Raw genomic sequence first — 17,427 nt, 5'->3', positions numbered from 1 at the left:
TTCCCGACAATGGGTGTCCCGAATACCGGGGACACTGCGTGGATGCTGGCCAGCGCCGCGTTAGTGCTGTTGATGACGCCCGGCCTGGCCTTCTTCTATGGCGGCATGGTCCGCGCGAAGAACGTGCTCAACATGATCATGATGAGCATCAGTGCCATGGGCCTGGTGACGGTGCTGTGGGTGCTCTACGGGTACTCGATGGCGTTCGGAAACGACGTCTCGGGCCTGTTCGGCAACCCGGCGCAGTTCTTCGGACTCAAGGGGCTCATCGGTGGCAACGGCGCCGAGGCTGTGGTGGCTGACCCGGCCAACGGCGTCGAGGCCGCCGAGGTGATCAACATCCCCTTGGTCGGGACGCTCCCGGCGACGGTTTTCGTGGCGTTCCAGTTGATGTTCGCGATCATCACCGTCGCCCTCATCTCGGGTGCGGTGGCCGACCGCCTGAAGTTCGGATCCTGGTTGCTGTTCGCGGGCTTGTGGGTCACCGTCGTCTACTTCCCGGTCGCGCACTGGGTGTTCGCATTCGATGGGGCCGCTGCAGAGAAGGGTGGCTGGATTGCCAACCAGCTCAAGGCAATCGACTTCGCAGGTGGTACCGCGGTGCATATCAACGCCGGTACCGCGGGCCTGGTGTTGGCGCTGATACTCGGCAAGCGCAAGGGCTGGCCCGGAACGCCGATGCGACCGCACAATCTGCCGTTCGTCATGCTCGGTGCGGGTCTGCTGTGGTTCGGTTGGTACGGGTTCAACGCCGGATCGGCCACCAGCTCCAATGGTTTGGCAGGTTCGACCTTCGTGACCACCACGGTGGCCACCGCCGCCGCCATGCTCGGCTGGCTGCTCACCGAGCGAATCCGTGACGGGCACGCCACCTCGCTGGGTGCCGCCTCGGGCATCGTCGCCGGCCTGGTTGCCATCACGCCGTCTTGCTCGTCGGTGAATGTGCTTGGTGCCCTTGCCATTGGCGCAATCGCGGGCATCCTTTGTGCGCTCGCGGTCGGGCTCAAGTACAAGCTGGGATTCGACGACTCCCTGGACGTGGTCGGCGTGCACCTGGTCGGCGGAATCGTCGGCACATTGCTCATCGGTCTGTTCGCCGCGCCCGAGACGGGAGCGGCCGTGGCGGGACTGTTCTACGGCGGTGGAGTGGAACAGCTGTGGCGCCAGGCCGTTGGAGCCGGGGCGGTTCTGCTCTATTCGGCAATAGGCACCGCTATCGTTGCTGTCATCGTGAAGTACACCATTGGTCTGCGCATCAGCGACGAGGGAGAGGCGGCTGGAGCCGACGAATCCCAACACGCTGAAGGTGCATACGACTTTGTCGCACTGGGAAGTGGCTCGGTTATCGGCCGCCACTCCAGCTCTGGCAGCTCGGACTAGGGAGAAAGAGGAAGACATGAAGCTGGTCACCGCGATCGTAAAACCGTTCACACTGGAAGATGTCAAGACTGGTCTGGAGCAGGCCGGCATCCTCGGCATGACGGTCAGCGAGGTGCAGGGCTACGGCCGGCAGAAGGGTCACACCGAGGTGTACCGCGGCGCTGAGTACTCGGTGGACTTCGTGCCGAAGGTTCGCGTCGAGGTTGTCGTGGACGACAGCGCCGTCGACAAGGTGGTGGAGGTCATCGTGACCGCAGCCCGCACCGGCAAGATCGGCGACGGCAAGGTATGGGTGAGCCCCGTTGACTCGGTGGTGCGCGTGCGCACCGGCGAGCGGGGCGCCGATGCCCTCTAACTGCATAGGACGGTAATCACATGGGCGCCGCAACGGACCTCGTGGCCGCCAGGGCGCAGCTGCTCAGCGATAGCAGCCGGCTCAATGCCGGTGCGATTCGCGAGGCGATGACCGACCTCAATGAGCTGTGGCTGACGGCAAAGGCCGCGGAGGTCGGCATCACCGACTCGAGTGGATTCGCCATCGTGGCACTGGGTGGGTTGGGTAGACGTGAAATGCTGCCGCACTCGGACCTAGACCTGGTGCTGCTGCACGACGAGAACATCGCACCGGAGACGCTCAGCGATGTCGCGGACGGTCTGTGGTATCCGTTGTGGGACGCGAATATTCGGCTCGATCACAGCGTCCGCACGGTCACCGACACCTTGCACGTTGCCGGCCAGGAGATGTCGGCGGCGCTGGCGCTGCTCGATGCCAGGCATATCGCCGGGGACGCACAGCTCTCCAGCCTGATGATCGGCGGGGTACGCCAGCAATGGCGGTCGCAGATCCGGACCCGACTCGACGAGTTGACCGAGTACACCCAGGCCCGGTGGCGGCGCAGTGGTGAGATCGCACACCGCGCCGAACCCGACCTGAAGTCCGGCCGCGGTGGTCTGCGCGATGTTCAGTTGTTGCGCGCGTTGGCCATTGCCCAGCTGACCGACAGCGGGCTAGCGAAGTCCTTCGACGGCGCGCACGCGGTCATCTTGGATGTCCGCACCGAGTTGCATCGCGTCGCCGGGCGGGAACGCGATCAGCTGCTTGCTCAGTTCGCCGACGAGATTGGCGCGGCACTGCGTATCGGCGACCGGTTCGATCTGGCCCGGATGCTGTCCGACGCTGCCCGCACCATCAGCTATTCGGTGGACGTGGGATTGCGCACGGCCGCCAATTCGATTCCGCGTCGCGGTATTTCGGCCCTGCGTCGTACGGTGCGGCGTCCGATCGACGAGGGCGTGGTGGAGCATGCGGGCGAGGTGGTGCTGGCCCGCGATGCCCGTCCCGAGCGTGACCCTTCGCTGGTCCTGCGCGTGGCGGCGGCGTCGGCGACCACCGGACTTCCGATCTCGGCGTCCACGTTGGGCCGGCTGGCCGAATCGGCGCCCGAGCTGCGTGCGCCCTGGCCGCGCGAGGCCCTCAAGGATCTGCTGGTGCTGCTGGAAGCCGGTCGTCCTGCGGTGGCCACCATCGAGGCATTGGATCGAACCGGACTGTGGGGCAGGCTGTTTCCGGAATGGGGCCCCGTACGGGACCTGCCGCCGCGTGACATCGTGCACATCTGGACCGTCGATCGGCATCTGGTCGAGACGGTCGCCCAGGCCAGCGCCTTCACCACCAGGGTTTCCCGACCGGACCTGCTTGTTCTCGGTGCGTTGGTACACGACATCGGCAAGGGTCGTGGCGGTGACCACAGCGTCGTCGGTGCGGAACTGGCCGTCCAGATCGGCACCCGGCTGGGGCTGTGGCCGTCCGATGTGGAACTGCTTTCCAAGATCGTGCGCTATCACCTGTTGCTACCAAACACCGCGACGCGGCGCGATCTCGCCGATCCGGAAACCATTGACACCGTGGTCAATACGCTCGGCGGAGACTTGCTGCTCCTGGAACTGTTGCAGCAGCTGGCCGAGGCGGACTCGCTGGCCACCGGCCCCGGGGTGTGGGGGGATTGGAAGGCATCGCTGATCGGGGAGCTGGTGCGTAAATGCCGGATGGTGATGCGCGGCGAGCAGCTGCCCGAACCCGATCCCATTGACCCCGAACTGCTTTCGCTGGCCGCCGACGGGGGAGTCCAGGTGCGGTTGGTACTCGCGGGCTCACCGCACATGTACACGGTGAGCATGATCGCGCCCGATCAACGCGGTCTGCTCTCCAAGGCCGCCGGGGTGCTGTCGCTGAACTCATTGCGGGTGTTCTCGGCCTCGGTGGCCAGTCACGCCGGTTCGGCCATCAACACCTTCGAGGTATCGCCTCGGTTCGGTTCACCTCCGGCGGCCGGACTGCTGCGCCAGCAGCTGATCTCCTCGCTCGACGGGGACACGGACATCATCGCGGCGCTCGACGAGCGTGAGCGCGAGTCGGCGCAGTTCGGAACCGGCCTCGTCGGTGATGCGACACCTGCCGTCCCCACGAACTATGCGCCCGCCCCGCCGCGTATCCGTTGGTTCGAGCCCGCGGGGGGCGTCGACCAGCAGATCGTGGAAATCCGTACCTCCGATGCGCCGGGGCTGTTGGCTCGCATCACTGCGACGTTGGAGCGTCACGGCGTGGATATCGCCTGGGCCAGGGTCAACACCCTCGGCTCTTCGGTCGTCGACACCTTCTGCCTCAGCACCGGGCCGGAGCAAGCCGTCCTGGAGGCGGCCATCGCCTCGGTGCTGCCGGCCGCGGCACCCGAGCCCAAACAGGTCGCCAGTTAGTCGGCCGCTCCTTAGTCAGCCGCCGGTTCGTCGGCCGCGTCGACACGCCGTCTTATGGCGGACACGTGCGATACGAACCCGCCGGGATGCGGCGTGTCGGTGGTTGCACAGAGCCGTAATCCGCGCCAGCTAGGCTGGTTGGCGTGTTTGAATCGCTGTCTGACCGGTTGACCGACGCCCTTGCCGGCCTACGGGGCAAGGGACGTCTGTCCGACGCCGATATCGACGCGACCTGCCGGACCATCCGGCTGGCGCTGCTCGAAGCCGATGTGGCCCTGCCCGTCGTGCGCACCTTCATCACCCGCATCAAGGAGCGCGCCAAGGGCGCCGAGGTGTCCGGTGCGCTGAACCCGGCGCAGCAGGTCGTCAAGATCGTCAACGAGGAGCTCATCGGCATCCTCGGTGGGGAAACCCGCCAGCTCGCCTTCGCCAAGACCCCACCGACCGTCATCATGCTCGCTGGTCTGCAGGGTGCCGGTAAGACGACACTTGCCGGCAAGCTTGCCAAATGGCTTAAGGGACAAGGGCATACCCCGCTTCTGGTGGCCTGCGATCTGCAGCGCCCCGGTGCCGTGAACCAGCTGCAGGTGGTCGGTGAGCGTGCCGGGGTATCCGTCTTCGCGCCACATCCGGGTACCGCGGACGGCGGCCTGGAGGTCGGCTCGCTGGTCGGCGACCCTGTTGCGGTGGCTCGCGATGGGCTGGCGCATGCCAAGGCCCAGCACTTCGACGTGGTGCTCGTCGACACCGCCGGCCGCCTCGGTATCGATGCCGAACTGATGGACCAGGCGGCGCGCATCCGAGACGCCGTCGAACCCGATGAGGTGCTGTTCGTCCTCGACGCCATGATCGGCCAGGACGCGGTGAGCACCGCCGAGGCGTTCCGCGCGGGCGTCGGATTCACCGGTGTCGTCCTGACCAAGCTCGACGGCGACGCCCGCGGTGGTGCGGCCCTCTCGGTGCGCGAGATCACCGGCACCCCGATCCTGTTCGCGTCGACCGGCGAAAAGCTGGAGGACTTCGACGTCTTCCACCCCGACCGGATGGCCAGCCGCATCCTGGGCATGGGCGACCTGCTGTCCCTGATCGAGCAGGCCGAACAGCATTTCGATGCCGAGCAGTCATTGGCCGCCGCCGAGAAGATCACCTCGGGGGAGCTCACCCTCGAGGACTTCCTGGAGCAGATGCTCGCGATCCGCAAGATGGGGCCCATCGGCAACCTGTTGGGCATGCTGCCGGGTGCCGGCCAGATGAAGGATGCGCTGGCCGCTGTCGACGACAGGCAGCTTGACCGCGTACAGGCCATCATCCGCGGCATGACTCCCGCCGAGCGGGCCGACCCGAAGATCATCAACGCCTCCCGGCGGCTGCGCATAGCCAACGGCTCCGGGGTCGCGGTCTCGGAGGTCAACCAGCTCGTGGACCGCTTCTTCGAGGCGCGCAAGATGATGTCCTCGATGGCGGGCCGCATGGGCATGGGTGCCATCAATCGGAAGAGCAACCGCAAGGGCGGCAAGAACAACAAGAAGGGCAAGAAGGGCTCACGCGGTCCCACTCAGCCGAAGATTCGGGGCGGATTCCCCGGTATGCCTCCGGGTATGCCGGCCGGGTTCCCCGATCTGTCCGGGATGCCCGAGGGCCTCGGTGAATTGCCGCCGGGTCTGGCCGATATCGACATCTCGAAGCTGAAGTTCCCCAAGAACTGATGGCCTCGTGCGCCCGGTTGCACGCCTAGATTTGCCTCAAAACATAGAGACCCCGAGGTAGCGTGGCCTCTATGGCCCTGATTCCTCCGATTTCCGATCCCGGTAACAGAATTCAAGCTCGAAATCTTGAGTACTCGCGTCATCATGGCCGAAGGATTCGGATCAACGGTATTGCTGGCATCTTCCAAGGCATCGCAATGACCACAGCTCTCGCTTTGCGGGCGGACGGTACCACTGTGCCTGTCCCAGGCGAGCCATCGATTCATCTCAAAGATGATGCGGGTCGCGATCACCACCTCAGGTTCAAACAAGATGATCAGGTTGAGCTTCTCGACTAGTTGTTGACCAACCGGCCAGGGGTGACTAGTTCGGTTTTGAGTAAGGGCAGAACGTTTTTGAGTAAGGGCAGAACGTTGCACCTGCGGGGGCGAACTCTTCCCTCCGAAGAGCCAATCGATCTATGGGTGCATGACGGCCTCATCAGCCTGGAACCGATCGCGGGCGCCGAGACGATCTTCGACGGAGGGTGGTTGCTGCCCGGACTCGTCGACGCCCACTGCCATGTCGGCGTCGGGCCGCATGGGCCGACCTCGCTCGCGGAGGCGCGTGCGCAGGCCGAGGCCGAGCGTGACGTGGGTGCGTTGCTGTTGCGCGACGCCGGATCGCCGGTGGACACCCGCGGTTTCGACGAGCGGGAAGATCTGCCGCGGATCATCCGCGCGGGCAGACATCTTGCCAAACCCAAACGGTACATTCCCGGACTGCCCATCGACATCGAGGACGAATCGCAGCTTCCGGAAGCCGTTGCTCTCCAAGCGCGTTGGGGCGATGGTTGGGTGAAATTGGTGGGGGACTGGATCGATCGTTCCATCGGCGACCTGGCTCCACTGTGGTCCGATGAAATCCTGCAACAAGCCATCGACGCCGCACATGCCAACGGTGCACGGGTCACCGCGCATGTCTTCGGTGAGGACGCGTTGCCGGGCCTGATACGCGCCGGGATCGACTGCATCGAGCACGGCACCGGCCTCACCGATGACACCATCGACCAGATGGTCGAGCACGGCACCGCGCTCGTCCCGACCGTCATCAACATCGAGAACTTTCCCGGAATCGCCGACTCCGCAAGCAAATACCCGGTCTATGCCCAACACATGCGTGACCTGCACGCGGGCCTGCACAGGACGTTCGGGAACGCCTATGACGCCGGAATCCCGATCTACGCGGGCACCGATGCCGGCGGAGGGATCGCGCACGGTCGCATCTCCGATGAGGTTGCCGCACTCACGCGCATCGGCATGAGCCCCACCGATGCGCTGGGGGCCGCTTCGTGGCGGGCTCGGGAGTGGCTGGGTCGGCCGGGATTGGAACACGGTGCACCAGCCGACTTGATCGGATACCGCGAGGACCCCCGCAGCGGGCCGCACGTGCTGTCGAGACCCGACCTCATCGTGCTGCGTGGTCAGGTTCGATAGAGTCGCCGCCATGCGTCTTGCCGTAGCGGTGATGATGAGCCTGGGCATGGCGGTTGCGGTGCCGGCGACGGCCCACGCCGACACGCTGTGCCGGGACTTCAACACCATGGACGGCGCCGGAAAGCTGGCGGCGATTCAGGAGGCGGCCGCCGGCGGCAATGCGGTGGCACAGATCTCGCCCAAGGACGCCGTCTCGCTGGCCGATGCCATGTGCCGGGTCCGAGTCAGTGAAACCGTGCTTCAGGTACTCAATTCCAAGGTCTAAAGCGAACCGACGGTGACCTGACCATCGTTGGCGAAGCCCCAGTCGAACAGGCTCGCGGCCTGATCCCAATACGTCGGGCCGCCCTCGTGCACAAGGCCGTACATCATCGACACCACAAGGCGCTTGCCGTCGCGCTCGGCGGCCACCACGTAGGTCTTGCGTGCCATGTCGGTGAAGCCGGTCTTGCCGCCGATCACTCCCGGGTAGCGGTACATCAGCTCGTTCTGGTTACGCAGCCCACGTCCCGGGAAGGGTGCTCCCGGTTGGGTGGTGATCGCGGCGAAGGCTGGATTAGCCAGTGCCGCACGGAATATGACGGCCAGATCGTGAGGGCTGGATCGCATGTCCATGCCGGGTCCGTCCAGACCCGACGGCGAGTCGGTGTGGGTTGACGTCGCGCCCAGGGCCGCTGCCTTGGCGTTCATCTTGTCGACGGTGGCCTGCCGTCCGCCGAGCAGGTGCGCCAGGGTGTTGGCCGCGTCGTTACCGGACTCCAGCAGTGCCGCGTCGAGCAGCTCGCGCGCGGTGTAGGTCTGGCCCGCCTTGATGCCCACACAGTTGCATTCGGCTTTGGCATCCGCCGCGTCGGCCACCACGGTGGCATCCAGTGGCACCTCGTCCAAAGCCACCAGGGCCAGCAGCACCTTGATGGTGCTCGCCGGGGGATGTACGGCGTAGGGGTCGCGTGCGGCAAGGATCTGACCGGAGTCCAGGTCCGCCACCAACCATGCCTGCGCCGGGCCCTCGGGCGGCGGTGCCGCCGTGTCGGCACGGGCCACTGTGGGCATCGCGAGGATGAGGAACAGGGCGCTGAGCACCGCGAATACGCGGAAGCGGAGAGGCCGCGGCAGGGAGGACATCGGGTCCGACACTAGCGCGGCAGATATCGGGAACATAACCGGACCATGGTCCGTTTATGGGTTTATGACGAATCAAGTGCAGTTTGGTTTGGATACCTTTGCCGATGTCCCGCAGGGCATGACCAATCCGGAAGCCATCCGTGCCGTGGTCGAGGAGGGTGTGCGTGCGGACCAGGTGGGCGTCGACATCTTCGCCATCGGGGAGCATCACCGCAGCGAGTTCGTGGGGGAGTCTCCGGAGATGATGCTGGCCGCGATCGCCGCCCGGACCGAGCGGATCACCCTTGCGACCGCAGTCACGGTGCTCAGCACCGACGACCCGGTGCGCGTGTATCAGCGGTTCGCCACCCTCGACGGAATCTCTGGCGGCCGCGCCGAGGTGGTGCTCGGTCGGGGGTCGTTCACCGACTCCTTCCCGCTGTTCGGATACGACCTGAAGGACTATGACGAACTTTTCGAGGAGAAGTTCGATCTGATGGCGAAGCTGCTGCCCGGCGATCCGGTGACATGGTCGGGCGCGTTGCGCTCCGGGCTGGATAATGTCGAGGTCTATCCCAAGACCGCAGAGGGGCTGCATGCCTGGGTGGGCGTGGGTGGATCTCCGGATTCGGTGGTCCGCAGCGTGCGATACCGCATCCCGATGATCCTGGCGATCATCGGCGGCAACCCCATGCGGTTCGAGCCGTACGTGGATCTCTACCGTCGCGCGCAACGTGAGCTCGGTGTCACCGAGCCGATGCCGCTGGGCATTCACAGTCCCGGACATATCGCCGAATCCGACGAGGAGGCGATCGCGCAGTACTGGCCGGGCTTTCGGGAGCTGCGCACCACGATCGGTCGCGAACGCGGCTGGCCGGCCCCGCGCTATGAGGAGTACCTGGCCGAGGTGAAGTCGGGCTCGCTGTACGTCGGCTCGCCCGACACGGTGGCGGCCAAGATGGCCAAGACCATTCGCGGCCTCGGCGCTGACCGGTTCAGCCTGGTGTACCAGGCCGCCCAGCCCGGGTTGGGCATGCAGAACGTGGAGTTGTACGGCACCGAAGTCATCCCGCGCGTGCGCGAGCTGTTGGCCAAGGACCAGGCGGGAGCCGCCTAGGCGAAGTTGTAGGTGGCCAATGCCTTTGCCACCACCTGACCGGTGGAATCGGAGACCGTCACCTCGATGTTCGATAGCCGCTTACCGCGGCGGACCACCTGGCCCACCGCGGTAAGGTCGGCGGCGTCGGCTGCGGACACGTAGTTCACGGTCAATGAAGCCGTTGAGCCACCGAACTTTTCGGGCACCACATCGTCGGCCCAAGCCGCTGCCATGGCGGCGGTGTCGGCGAGGGTGGCGATCGCGCCGCCGTGCACTGTGTGACCCATAGTGGCCAGTTCGGGTTTGAACGGCATGCTCAGCACCGCCCGATCGTTGCCGATCTCGGTCAGGGCGATTCCCAGATGTTGACACAACGGAGAGTTCGGGACGAATTGCGTGATGATTTCGGTCCGAGTGGGCATGCTCACAAGCTATGACATCCGCTTGGACCCTCGACGAAGTTTCCGACCGCCTGCAGATCCAACAGCTCTTGGTCGACTACGCAACGGCCATCGACACCCGCCAGTTCGACGATCTGGACGAGGTGTTCACGAATGATGCGTACATCGACTATCGCGCCATGGGCGGCGTCGACGGCGAGTATCCGGACGTCAAGGCGTGGCTGGCGCAGGTGCTTCCGGCGTTCCCGATGTACGCGCACATGCTGGGAAACGTCTCGATCCACTTCGATGACGACGAGCGCAGCGCGGCTACCGTGCGCAGTCTGTGCTTCAACCCGATGGTGCCCGGTGGTGACACCGAACAGGTCCTTTTCCTGGGGCTTTGGTACGACGACTCGGTGGTGCGGACCCGGCACGGCTGGCGCCTGACCCGTCGGGTCGAGACGAAATGCTTCAACCGGCTGGTGTAGCCCCGTCCGCCGACATGCCGCGTCATGGCGAACATGTGCGATACGAACCCGCCCCGATGCGGCGTGTCGGCGGGATTTGAGCTGGTAGGCCCCGGTCTGGCACAATGACCAACCGTCCGTTGTGCTGGCTAGGGCCAGCGGCGGTCAGACCCGCGCGAGGCAAAACCGGATCGTGCACGTCCGCACGTATCGCCGAATTGCCGCGTGATACCTCAAGGAGAAGTTGTAGTCATGGCTGTCAAGATCAAGCTCACCCGCCTCGGGAAGATCCGCAACCCGCAGTACCGCATCCAGGTCGCCGATGCTCGCACCCGCCGCGAAGGCCGTGCCATCGAGGTGATCGGCCGGTACCACCCGAAGGAAGAGCCCAGCCTGATCGAGATCGATTCCGAGCGCGCGCAGTACTGGCTGTCCGTTGGCGCGCAGCCGACCGATCCGGTGCTGGCCCTGCTGAAGATCACCGGTGACTGGCAGAAGTTCAAGGGTCTGCCCGGCGCTGAGGGCACCCTGAAGGTCAAGGAGCCCAAGCCGAGCAAGCTGGACCTGTTCAACGCCGCCCTGGCCGAGGCCGACGGCGCTCCCACCGGTGAGGCCATTCAGCAGAAAAAGAAGAAGGCCCCCAAGAAGGACGAGAAGGCCGAGGCCGCCGATGCCGAGGTTCCGGCCGAAGAGCCGGCCGCCGAGTCTGCTGACGCCGCAAGCGAATAGGACCTCAGATGAGTTCTGTTGTGGTCGACGCCGTCGAGCACTTGGTGCGAGGAATCGTCGACAACCCCGATGATGTCCGCGTTGACCTGGTGACGAACCGTCGCGGCCGCACCGTGGAGGTTCACGTCCACCCCGACGATCTCGGAAAGGTGATCGGTCGGGGCGGGCGCACCGCCACCGCCCTGCGCACTCTCGTCGCAGGTGTGGGCGGCCGTGGCATCCGGGTCGACGTGGTGGACACCGACCGGTAGCTCGATGGAGCTAGTGGTCGGGCGTATCGCCAAGGCGCACGGCGTCACCGGCGAGCTGTCGGTGGAGATCCGCACCGACGATCCCGATGAGCGCTTTGCCATCGGTTCGGTGCTGACGGGCCGGCTGCCTCGTGGTGGCGGCAGTCGCGAGTTCACCATCGAATCGGTGCGCGAGCACAGTGGGCGGCTGCTGGTCAGGTTCGTCGGTGTATCTGATCGCGATGCGGCAGATGCGTTGCGGGGCACCCTCTTCACGGTTGATACCGCCGATCTTCCGCCCATCGACGACCCCGACGAGTTCTACGATCATCAGCTCGAGGGGCTGGCGGTGCGGACTGTGCACGGGACGGTCGTCGGAACTGTTGCCGAGGTACTGCACACCCCGGGCGGAGAACTCCTTTCGGTGCGTGGTGCCGAACGCAGGGAGATTCTGGTGCCATTTGTTTCCGCGATCGTCACATCGATCTCGTTGGTGGACAAGGTGGTCGAGATCGATCCGCCCGAGGGACTCTTGGATCTGTCGTGAGAGTTCCGGCATGAAAATAGACGTCGTCACGATCTTCCCCGAGTACTTGCAGCCTGTGCGACAGTCACTGCCGGGCAAGGCAATCGACGCCGGGCTGGTCGACGTCGCCGTGCACGATCTGCGGCGCTGGACGCACGATGTGCACAAGTCGGTCGACGATTCGCCCTATGGGGGCGGCCCCGGCATGGTGATGAAGCCGACGGTCTGGGGCGATGCGCTGGACGAGATCTGCACGCCGGAAACGCTTTTGATAGTGCCAACTCCCGCCGGGTACCCGTTCACCCAGGAGACGGCACGTCAGTGGTCCACCGAAGATCATCTGGTGATCGCCTGCGGCCGATACGAGGGAATCGATCAGCGCGTCGCCGATGACGCCGCGACCCGAATACGGGTGCGCGAGGTGTCGATCGGTGACTACGTGCTCAACGGCGGTGAGGCCGCGGCCTTGGTGATCATCGAAGCCGTGCTGCGGCTTGTTCCCGGAGTGCTGGGCAATGCGCTTTCCGCACAAGAAGATTCGCACTCCGACGGGCTGCTTGAGGGGCCGTCGTACACCCGGCCGCCGAGTTGGCGGGGGATCGATGTACCGCCGGTGCTGCTTTCGGGCGATCACGCCAAGATCGCGGCATGGAGATCCGAACAGTCACGGCAGCGCACGGCGCAGCGGCGACCCGATCTACTCGGTTTCGATTCGTCCGCCGGGGAACATGGCGGAGACCGCCTGAGTTAGCGTGTTGCGCGCCGTCACGTCGTTGGCGGTCTGCAGTGATGACACCACCACGATGAACCGCCGGTCGGGGCCCACGACACCGGTCGACAGGTGCATCCACGCCGACCCCACGCAGCACATCCAGCCCTGTTTCACCGCGACGGGTTCACCGGGAATGCCGTCCGGGATTCCGAATCGCTGCGGATAGCCGTCAATGCCGTTGGGTGTCGAGCGGGCCAGGTCGTCGACGATGATGTTCGCGCGCTCGGGAGGCAGCCCGCCCGCGCCGGAGAGCAGCATGTCGTAGTACTGCACCAGGTCGTTCGCGGTGCTGATGGTGTTCCACCACATCCCATCGGAGGGCACGTTGGTGGAGGCAAGGCCGTACCGCGCCGCGACGCGGGTGATGATCGAGTTGCCGCCTCCGCGCTGCCAGAAGATCTCGGCAGCGCTGTCATCGGAGGACTGCAGCATCCGGTCGAAGGAGATGCGGTCCGAGGGAGTCAACGTGACCTCACCGGTGGATTCCCGCATCAGCAGGTCGTCGGCGATGAACAGCTTTGCCACCGAGGCGATGGCGATGGTGCTGTTGTTGCCGTTGGACACCACGGCCCCGGAGGAGCGGTCCTTGATCACCGCGGTGAGGATGGCGCCGGCGCTCTTCGCCTGGGCGGTCGCCGCAATGGTGCGCTCGGGCAGGGTCTCGAAGGACGTGGGGCTCTCCACCTCGAAGACGGGAGGCGTCTCCGCGGGAGCACTCACGACCGCCAGCACGGGAGTGGCCGGATCACTGCGTACCGACGCCACACATCCAGAGGTCAGCGCGGTCACCGCGGTGAGCGTCAAGCCCACGAACAGGTACTGGCCGCGCATAACGTAGACCCCCTCTGCGGTCAGACTCTGGTTTTGTTACCCATGTGGCAGGTGTTCCGGTCACGGTAGCTTACTAGTACTGTCGGGATAGCCGCTGCCCAAGGGGGTGCTCTGGTGGTCGATTTCACTGGAAGGGCCTCTGTCTGGCACAATTGGCTAGCTGTCTGCTGCTGTTTCGGCGAAACCAGACAGAACTAAGCAACTAATGATCGGCTGAGGTGCATTTCCGCATGCCACCCGGCCGCGCGACCGCGAGGATGTATCACCGATGAACACGCTGGACTTTGTCGACCAGGCGTCGCTGCGCGAGGACGTGCCTGACTTCCGTCCCGGCGACACCGTCAATGTGCACGTCAAGGTGATCGAGGGCTCCAAGGAGCGCATCCAGGTCTTCAAGGGCGTCGTGCTGCGTCGTTCCGGTGGTGGCGTGAGCGCGACCTTCACCGTTCGCAAGGAGAGCTACGGCGTCGGCGTCGAGCGCACCTTCCCGGTGCACTCGCCCAACATCGACCACATCGAGATCCTCACCCGCGGTGCGGTCCGTCGCGCCAAGCTGTACTACCTGCGCGAGCTGCGCGGTAAGAAGGCCAAGATCAAGGAGAAGCGCTGACCGAGTCGGCGCTTTCGTGACAGCACCGGTGTCAGGGGAGTCAGGATCGTCTGAAGCGTCCGAGCAGGACCCCGGCGACACTCCCGAGGTCGAGCCAGCCGCTGAGGCGCCCTCCGAAGCTTCGTCGCACAAGGACGAGGACGGCGGATCGGGAATGCTCAAAGAGGTCGGCGTTCTGCTGCTGATCGCTCTGGTGCTCTACTGCATCACGCAGAACTTCATCGCCCGGCCCTATCTCATTCCGTCGGAATCGATGGAACCCACCCTGCATGGGTGCCGTGGATGCACCGGTGACCGGATCATGGTCGACAAGGTGGTGTTCCGCTTTTCTGACCCAGAGCCCGGTGACGTGGTGGTGTTCAAGGGCCCGCCCGAGTGGAACGGGAACTACCGTTCGATTCGCTCGTCGAATACCGCCGTCCGGTACGTACAGAACGCCCTTTCCTTTATCGGCGTGGTGCCGCCGGACGAGAACGACCTGGTGAAACGAGTCATCGCCACCGGCGGCCAGACCGTCGAGTGTCGTGCGAATACTGGGCTGACCGTCAACGGCAAAAAGCTCAACGAGCCGTATCTGGATCCGGAGACCATCGGACCGAATACCGATGGCTGCTGGGGTTTCCCCTTCGGTCCGGTCAAGGTGCCTGAGGGCAAGCTTTGGATGATGGGGGACAACCGCACGCACAGCGGTGACTCCCGCGCGCACTGCCAGAGCCGGGATCGTGATGCCGGCCTCGACGTCGATATCGAGAACAAGATCTATTGCACCGGTGATCCGAATGTCGGCACGGTGCCGGTGGGCAACGTCATCGGTAAGGCGCGATTCATCGCATGGCCGCCCGGACGGTGGGGCGGCGTCACCTCGGTGAACCCCCAGACATAGGTTCTGGCCTGAGGCACGAGCATGACTACCAGCTGGCCGCCACGCACGGTGATTCGCAAGGCATCGGGGTTGCGAACTCTGGAATTGACGCTGGACCGGGTGGGCTTGGGCCCTGTCGCCGGCGTCGATGAGGCGGGACGCGGCGCCTGCGCGGGTCCGTTGGTGATCGCCGCCTGCGTGCTCGGTTCCAATCAACGCAAAAGCCTTGCTGCACTCAATGACTCGAAGAAGCTGACCGAGAAGATGCGGGAGACGTTGTTCCCCCTGATCTGCCGGTACGCGGAGGCCTATCACGTGGTGTCGGTGCCTGCCGACGAAGTGGACCGCATCGGTGTACACGTGGCCAATATCGAAGGCATGCGCCGGGCGGTGGCCGGCCTCGGCGTCAAGCCGGGATATGTACTGACGGATGGGTTCCGGGTGCCGGGGTTGCCGGTGCCGTCCCTGCCGGTGATCGGCGGCGACGCCTCCGCGGCGTGTATCGCGGCCGCCAGCGTGCTGGCCAAGGTAAGTCGCGACCGGGTCATGGTGGACATGGATTCCGATCACCCCGGGTATGGATTTGCGGTGCACAAGGGATACAGCACGGCCGTACACACCCAGGCATTACAGCGTCTGGGACCATCGGCTCAACATCGACAGTCTTTCGTGAACGTGCGCAACGCAGCGCTGGGAAGTTCATTGATGAGCCGCTTGCGCGAAGAGAATCGGACACAGGGGGGATAATGGAAGGCCTATGAGCGCTGAAGACCTCGAAAAGTACGAAACCGAGATGGAACTCTCGCTGTATCGCGAGTACAAGGACATCGTCGGGCAGTTCAGCTATGTGGTGGAGACCGAGCGACGGTTCTACCTGGCCAATAGCGTCGAGGTGATTCCGCGGAACACGGACTCCGAGGTGTACTTCGAGCTCCGGCTCTCCGATGCCTGGGTCTGGGATCTGTTCCGTCCGGCACGGTTCGTCAAACACGTGCGTGTGATCACGTTCAAGGACGTCAACATCGAAGAGGTCGACAAGCCAGAACTGCGCCTGCCGGAGTAGACCTCCGACAGACGCAGCTCTGGGTGCGATTTACGGGATGCTGATGCAACCCACGTTGTCGACGCATCCGCCGCCACCGCCTGGGCCGCCGTGGCCGCCGCCGACGCCCGGGATGTGGCCTCCGCCGCCCTCGGGGCCACCGCCCCCGGTCGGGCCGCCCGGAATGCTTCCGCTGCCGCCCTCAGGGCCACCGCCTCCGGTCGGGCCGCCGGGAATCGCGCCCGAGCCTCCGTTGGGGCCGCCGCTGCCGGTGGGCCCGGGAGCCGGAGTGCCCTCGGGTGCGCCGCTGGGTGCGGGGTTTGTGGTGGTCGTTGTCGTCGTGGTTGTGGTGGTCGTGCTGGTGCTCGTGGGACCGTTGTCGTTACTGGTGCCACACCCGGCCAGGGCTGCAACGAGTGCGATGGCGCATCCGGCAAAAACCTTGGCGGGCTTCATTGTTCGCGTCTTCATATGCTGCTCCCGAGCTAAATATGTGGGGCTTCTTTGATCTTGCTTTTCTCGTTGCCCAGTGTCTTGCAATAAGCCATGGCGGAATTCTTGGCCGCCGTGGTCTGTAGCCCGCTGGGCTCTTGCTGGTTCTCGTCTTTCAGCATCTTGGTGACCGCGTCGTTCTGTGCGTTCTCGTCTTGAGTCAGGAATTCCTTGCAGGTCGTGTCACCACCCTGATTGATGACATTGGAACAACCTGCCAGCGAGACGGCCGCAGCAGCGAAAGCGGCTACTGCGAACTTCTTCGAGGTGGACGGAATCACTACAGCCCCTTCTTCTTTATGGATTGCTGAGATGTACGGCTGGTCAACGTCTGCTGGTGACAAGGCGCACCAGGAACAAGAGGACGCATGCGCCCACCAGTGCGGTGAGGAATGTCAGAACCCAGCCGAAACCGTAGGTGCCGACGTCGAACAGGCTGAGCAGGAATCCGCCTAGCAGCGCGCCCACGATTCCCACGACAATGTTGAGCAGCAACCCTTGCTGGGCATCGGTGCCCATGACCTTGCTGGCCACCCAACCGGCGAGCCCGCCGATCACGATCCATGCGATCCAGCCGATGCCAAAGCCGAGGTGTGCAGCCGCGACATTGGCGGCGAGGGTTGAATTCATTTGTGGTTTCCTGATTCTCGTGGGTAGGGGCGCGCTGCTGTGGCGTCTGGCTTACTTCTCGGCTTCCTCGCGGGCTTCATGCACGGAAGCCTCTGCGCGCGCCTTCTCGGCCTCGGCTTCCTTGGTGGCTACCTCGCGCTGGGCCTCGGCCTTGTCCTGCTGAGCCTGACCTTCACGCTCCAGCGACTCGTTGTCCGTGAGCTTGCCGAATACTTCCTTGGCCTTGCCCGCGACGCCCTCGACAACGCCCTTGAGGCCGGCTTCGACTCCGCTGTCCCTGTTGTCATCGCTCATGTTTCGCTCCTTTTCAGTGCGTGTGCGCGGTGCAACCGCTA

The 17,427-nt window shown here is 64.8% G+C and carries 24 protein-coding genes; 17 read left to right on the top strand and 7 right to left on the bottom strand.

All coding sequences use genetic code 11. The features are described from left to right. Positions 1-9 precede the first annotated feature (9 nt). The 7 genes from MYCSP_RS14995 to MYCSP_RS14970 all read left to right on the top strand — a co-directional run bounded on the left by MYCSP_RS14995 (position 10) and on the right by MYCSP_RS14970 (position 7,580). On the top strand, positions 10-1,380 hold the full coding sequence (locus MYCSP_RS14995) for an ammonium transporter (RefSeq protein ID WP_083020002.1): 1,371 nt from the start codon (positions 10-12) through the stop codon (positions 1,378-1,380). Between the two features lie 16 nt (positions 1,381-1,396). Next, on the top strand, positions 1,397-1,735 hold the full coding sequence (locus tag MYCSP_RS14990; protein ID WP_005056967.1) for a P-II family nitrogen regulator: 339 nt from the start codon (positions 1,397-1,399) through the stop codon (positions 1,733-1,735). A 20-nt stretch (positions 1,736-1,755) separates the two neighbouring features. After that, complete coding sequence (locus tag MYCSP_RS14985; RefSeq protein WP_088414180.1) at positions 1,756-4,134, top strand: [protein-PII] uridylyltransferase; 2,379 nt, start codon at positions 1,756-1,758, stop codon at positions 4,132-4,134. Between the two features lie 143 nt (positions 4,135-4,277). Next, a complete protein-coding gene (ffh, locus tag MYCSP_RS14980) occupies positions 4,278-5,840 on the top strand; it encodes a signal recognition particle protein (RefSeq protein ID WP_070909949.1) in 1,563 nt (520 codons plus the stop codon). Between the two features lie 71 nt (positions 5,841-5,911). Further along, on the top strand, positions 5,912-6,178 hold the full coding sequence (locus MYCSP_RS23155) for a hypothetical protein (protein WP_157886191.1): 267 nt from the start codon (positions 5,912-5,914) through the stop codon (positions 6,176-6,178). 75 nt (positions 6,179-6,253) lie between these two features. After that, a complete protein-coding gene (locus MYCSP_RS14975) occupies positions 6,254-7,315 on the top strand; it encodes an amidohydrolase family protein (protein WP_088414178.1) in 1,062 nt (353 codons plus the stop codon). A gap of 10 nt (positions 7,316-7,325) precedes the next feature. Beyond that, complete coding sequence (locus tag MYCSP_RS14970; RefSeq protein WP_083020008.1) at positions 7,326-7,580, top strand: hypothetical protein; 255 nt, start codon at positions 7,326-7,328, stop codon at positions 7,578-7,580. On the opposite strand, the gene MYCSP_RS14965 is transcribed toward MYCSP_RS14970, so the two are convergent. Beyond that, positions 7,577-8,452, bottom strand: coding sequence for a D-alanyl-D-alanine carboxypeptidase family protein (locus tag MYCSP_RS14965; RefSeq protein WP_088415630.1), 876 nt, complete (start codon positions 8,450-8,452; stop codon positions 7,577-7,579). The two genes, MYCSP_RS14970 and MYCSP_RS14965, sit on opposite strands and share 4 nt — an antisense overlap. 64 nt (positions 8,453-8,516) lie before the next feature. Between MYCSP_RS14965 and MYCSP_RS14960 the strand changes: the two genes are divergently transcribed. After that, a complete protein-coding gene (locus MYCSP_RS14960) occupies positions 8,517-9,536 on the top strand; it encodes an LLM class flavin-dependent oxidoreductase (RefSeq protein WP_083020029.1) in 1,020 nt (339 codons plus the stop codon). On the opposite strand, the gene MYCSP_RS14955 is transcribed toward MYCSP_RS14960, so the two are convergent. Then, a complete protein-coding gene (locus MYCSP_RS14955) occupies positions 9,533-9,940 on the bottom strand; it encodes a PaaI family thioesterase (protein ID WP_070909952.1) in 408 nt (135 codons plus the stop codon). The genes MYCSP_RS14960 and MYCSP_RS14955 overlap by 4 nt on opposite strands. A gap of 11 nt (positions 9,941-9,951) precedes the next feature. Here MYCSP_RS14955 and MYCSP_RS14950 point away from each other — a divergent pair, with 11 nt between their 5' ends. The 5 genes from MYCSP_RS14950 to trmD all read left to right on the top strand — a co-directional run bounded on the left by MYCSP_RS14950 (position 9,952) and on the right by trmD (position 12,604). Continuing rightward, positions 9,952-10,389 (top strand): nuclear transport factor 2 family protein, encoded by a 438-nt coding sequence (locus tag MYCSP_RS14950; RefSeq protein ID WP_083020012.1) that lies wholly within the window; start codon positions 9,952-9,954, stop codon positions 10,387-10,389. Positions 10,390-10,620: 231 nt separating this feature from the next. After that, complete coding sequence (rpsP, locus tag MYCSP_RS14945; protein ID WP_088414176.1) at positions 10,621-11,097, top strand: 30S ribosomal protein S16; 477 nt, start codon at positions 10,621-10,623, stop codon at positions 11,095-11,097. 8 nt (positions 11,098-11,105) lie between these two features. After that, positions 11,106-11,348 (top strand): RNA-binding protein, encoded by a 243-nt coding sequence (locus tag MYCSP_RS14940; protein ID WP_005081564.1) that lies wholly within the window; start codon positions 11,106-11,108, stop codon positions 11,346-11,348. A 4-nt stretch (positions 11,349-11,352) separates the two neighbouring features. Continuing rightward, positions 11,353-11,874, top strand: coding sequence for a ribosome maturation factor RimM (gene rimM / locus MYCSP_RS14935; RefSeq protein ID WP_070913607.1), 522 nt, complete (start codon positions 11,353-11,355; stop codon positions 11,872-11,874). A 10-nt stretch (positions 11,875-11,884) separates the two neighbouring features. Continuing rightward, positions 11,885-12,604, top strand: a complete 720-nt coding sequence (gene trmD, locus MYCSP_RS14930) for a tRNA (guanosine(37)-N1)-methyltransferase TrmD (protein WP_088414174.1) — start codon at positions 11,885-11,887, stop codon at positions 12,602-12,604. On the opposite strand, the gene MYCSP_RS14925 is transcribed toward trmD, so the two are convergent. Beyond that, positions 12,551-13,456: a serine hydrolase gene (locus MYCSP_RS14925; RefSeq protein ID WP_083020017.1), complete on the bottom strand. Its 906-nt coding sequence runs from the start codon at positions 13,454-13,456 to the stop codon at positions 12,551-12,553. The two genes, trmD and MYCSP_RS14925, sit on opposite strands and share 54 nt — an antisense overlap. A gap of 268 nt (positions 13,457-13,724) precedes the next feature. On the opposite strand from MYCSP_RS14925, the gene rplS reads away from it, so the two are divergent. The 4 genes from rplS to MYCSP_RS14905 are packed head-to-tail and all read left to right on the top strand — an operon-like array spanning position 13,725 to position 15,991. Next, positions 13,725-14,066 (top strand): 50S ribosomal protein L19, encoded by a 342-nt coding sequence (rplS, locus tag MYCSP_RS14920; RefSeq protein WP_083020019.1) that lies wholly within the window; start codon positions 13,725-13,727, stop codon positions 14,064-14,066. 16 nt (positions 14,067-14,082) lie between these two features. Continuing rightward, positions 14,083-14,949: a signal peptidase I gene (lepB, locus tag MYCSP_RS14915; RefSeq protein WP_234795616.1), complete on the top strand. Its 867-nt coding sequence runs from the start codon at positions 14,083-14,085 to the stop codon at positions 14,947-14,949. 21 nt (positions 14,950-14,970) lie between these two features. Beyond that, positions 14,971-15,675: a ribonuclease HII gene (locus MYCSP_RS14910; RefSeq protein WP_083020021.1), complete on the top strand. Its 705-nt coding sequence runs from the start codon at positions 14,971-14,973 to the stop codon at positions 15,673-15,675. 10 nt (positions 15,676-15,685) lie between these two features. After that, positions 15,686-15,991, top strand: coding sequence for a DUF2469 domain-containing protein (locus MYCSP_RS14905; RefSeq protein WP_005056986.1), 306 nt, complete (start codon positions 15,686-15,688; stop codon positions 15,989-15,991). 30 nt (positions 15,992-16,021) lie between these two features. On the opposite strand, the gene MYCSP_RS14900 is transcribed toward MYCSP_RS14905, so the two are convergent. Genes MYCSP_RS14900 through mbp1 form a run of 4 tightly spaced genes read right to left on the bottom strand, consistent with a single transcriptional unit; the run spans position 16,022 to position 17,386 of the window. Further along, a complete protein-coding gene (locus MYCSP_RS14900; RefSeq protein ID WP_162266243.1) occupies positions 16,022-16,441 on the bottom strand; it encodes a hypothetical protein in 420 nt (139 codons plus the stop codon). Positions 16,442-16,455: 14 nt separating this feature from the next. Continuing rightward, complete coding sequence (locus tag MYCSP_RS14895; protein WP_070913601.1) at positions 16,456-16,743, bottom strand: hypothetical protein; 288 nt, start codon at positions 16,741-16,743, stop codon at positions 16,456-16,458. Between the two features lie 43 nt (positions 16,744-16,786). Then, positions 16,787-17,092 carry a GlsB/YeaQ/YmgE family stress response membrane protein gene (locus tag MYCSP_RS14890; RefSeq protein ID WP_088414170.1) on the bottom strand — a complete coding sequence of 102 codons (306 nt, stop codon included), beginning with the start codon at positions 17,090-17,092 and terminating at the stop codon, positions 16,787-16,789. Positions 17,093-17,143: 51 nt separating this feature from the next. Then, positions 17,144-17,386: a microaggregate-binding protein 1 gene (mbp1, locus tag MYCSP_RS14885; RefSeq protein WP_070913599.1), complete on the bottom strand. Its 243-nt coding sequence runs from the start codon at positions 17,384-17,386 to the stop codon at positions 17,144-17,146. Positions 17,387-17,427 lie beyond the last annotated feature (41 nt).

It is taken from the genome of Mycobacteroides saopaulense (assembly GCF_001456355.1).
Taxonomy (GTDB): domain Bacteria; phylum Actinomycetota; class Actinomycetes; order Mycobacteriales; family Mycobacteriaceae; genus Mycobacterium; species Mycobacterium saopaulense.
The sequence above is the reverse complement of the archived record's forward strand: the minus strand, read 5'-3'. Positions and strand labels throughout refer to the sequence as shown.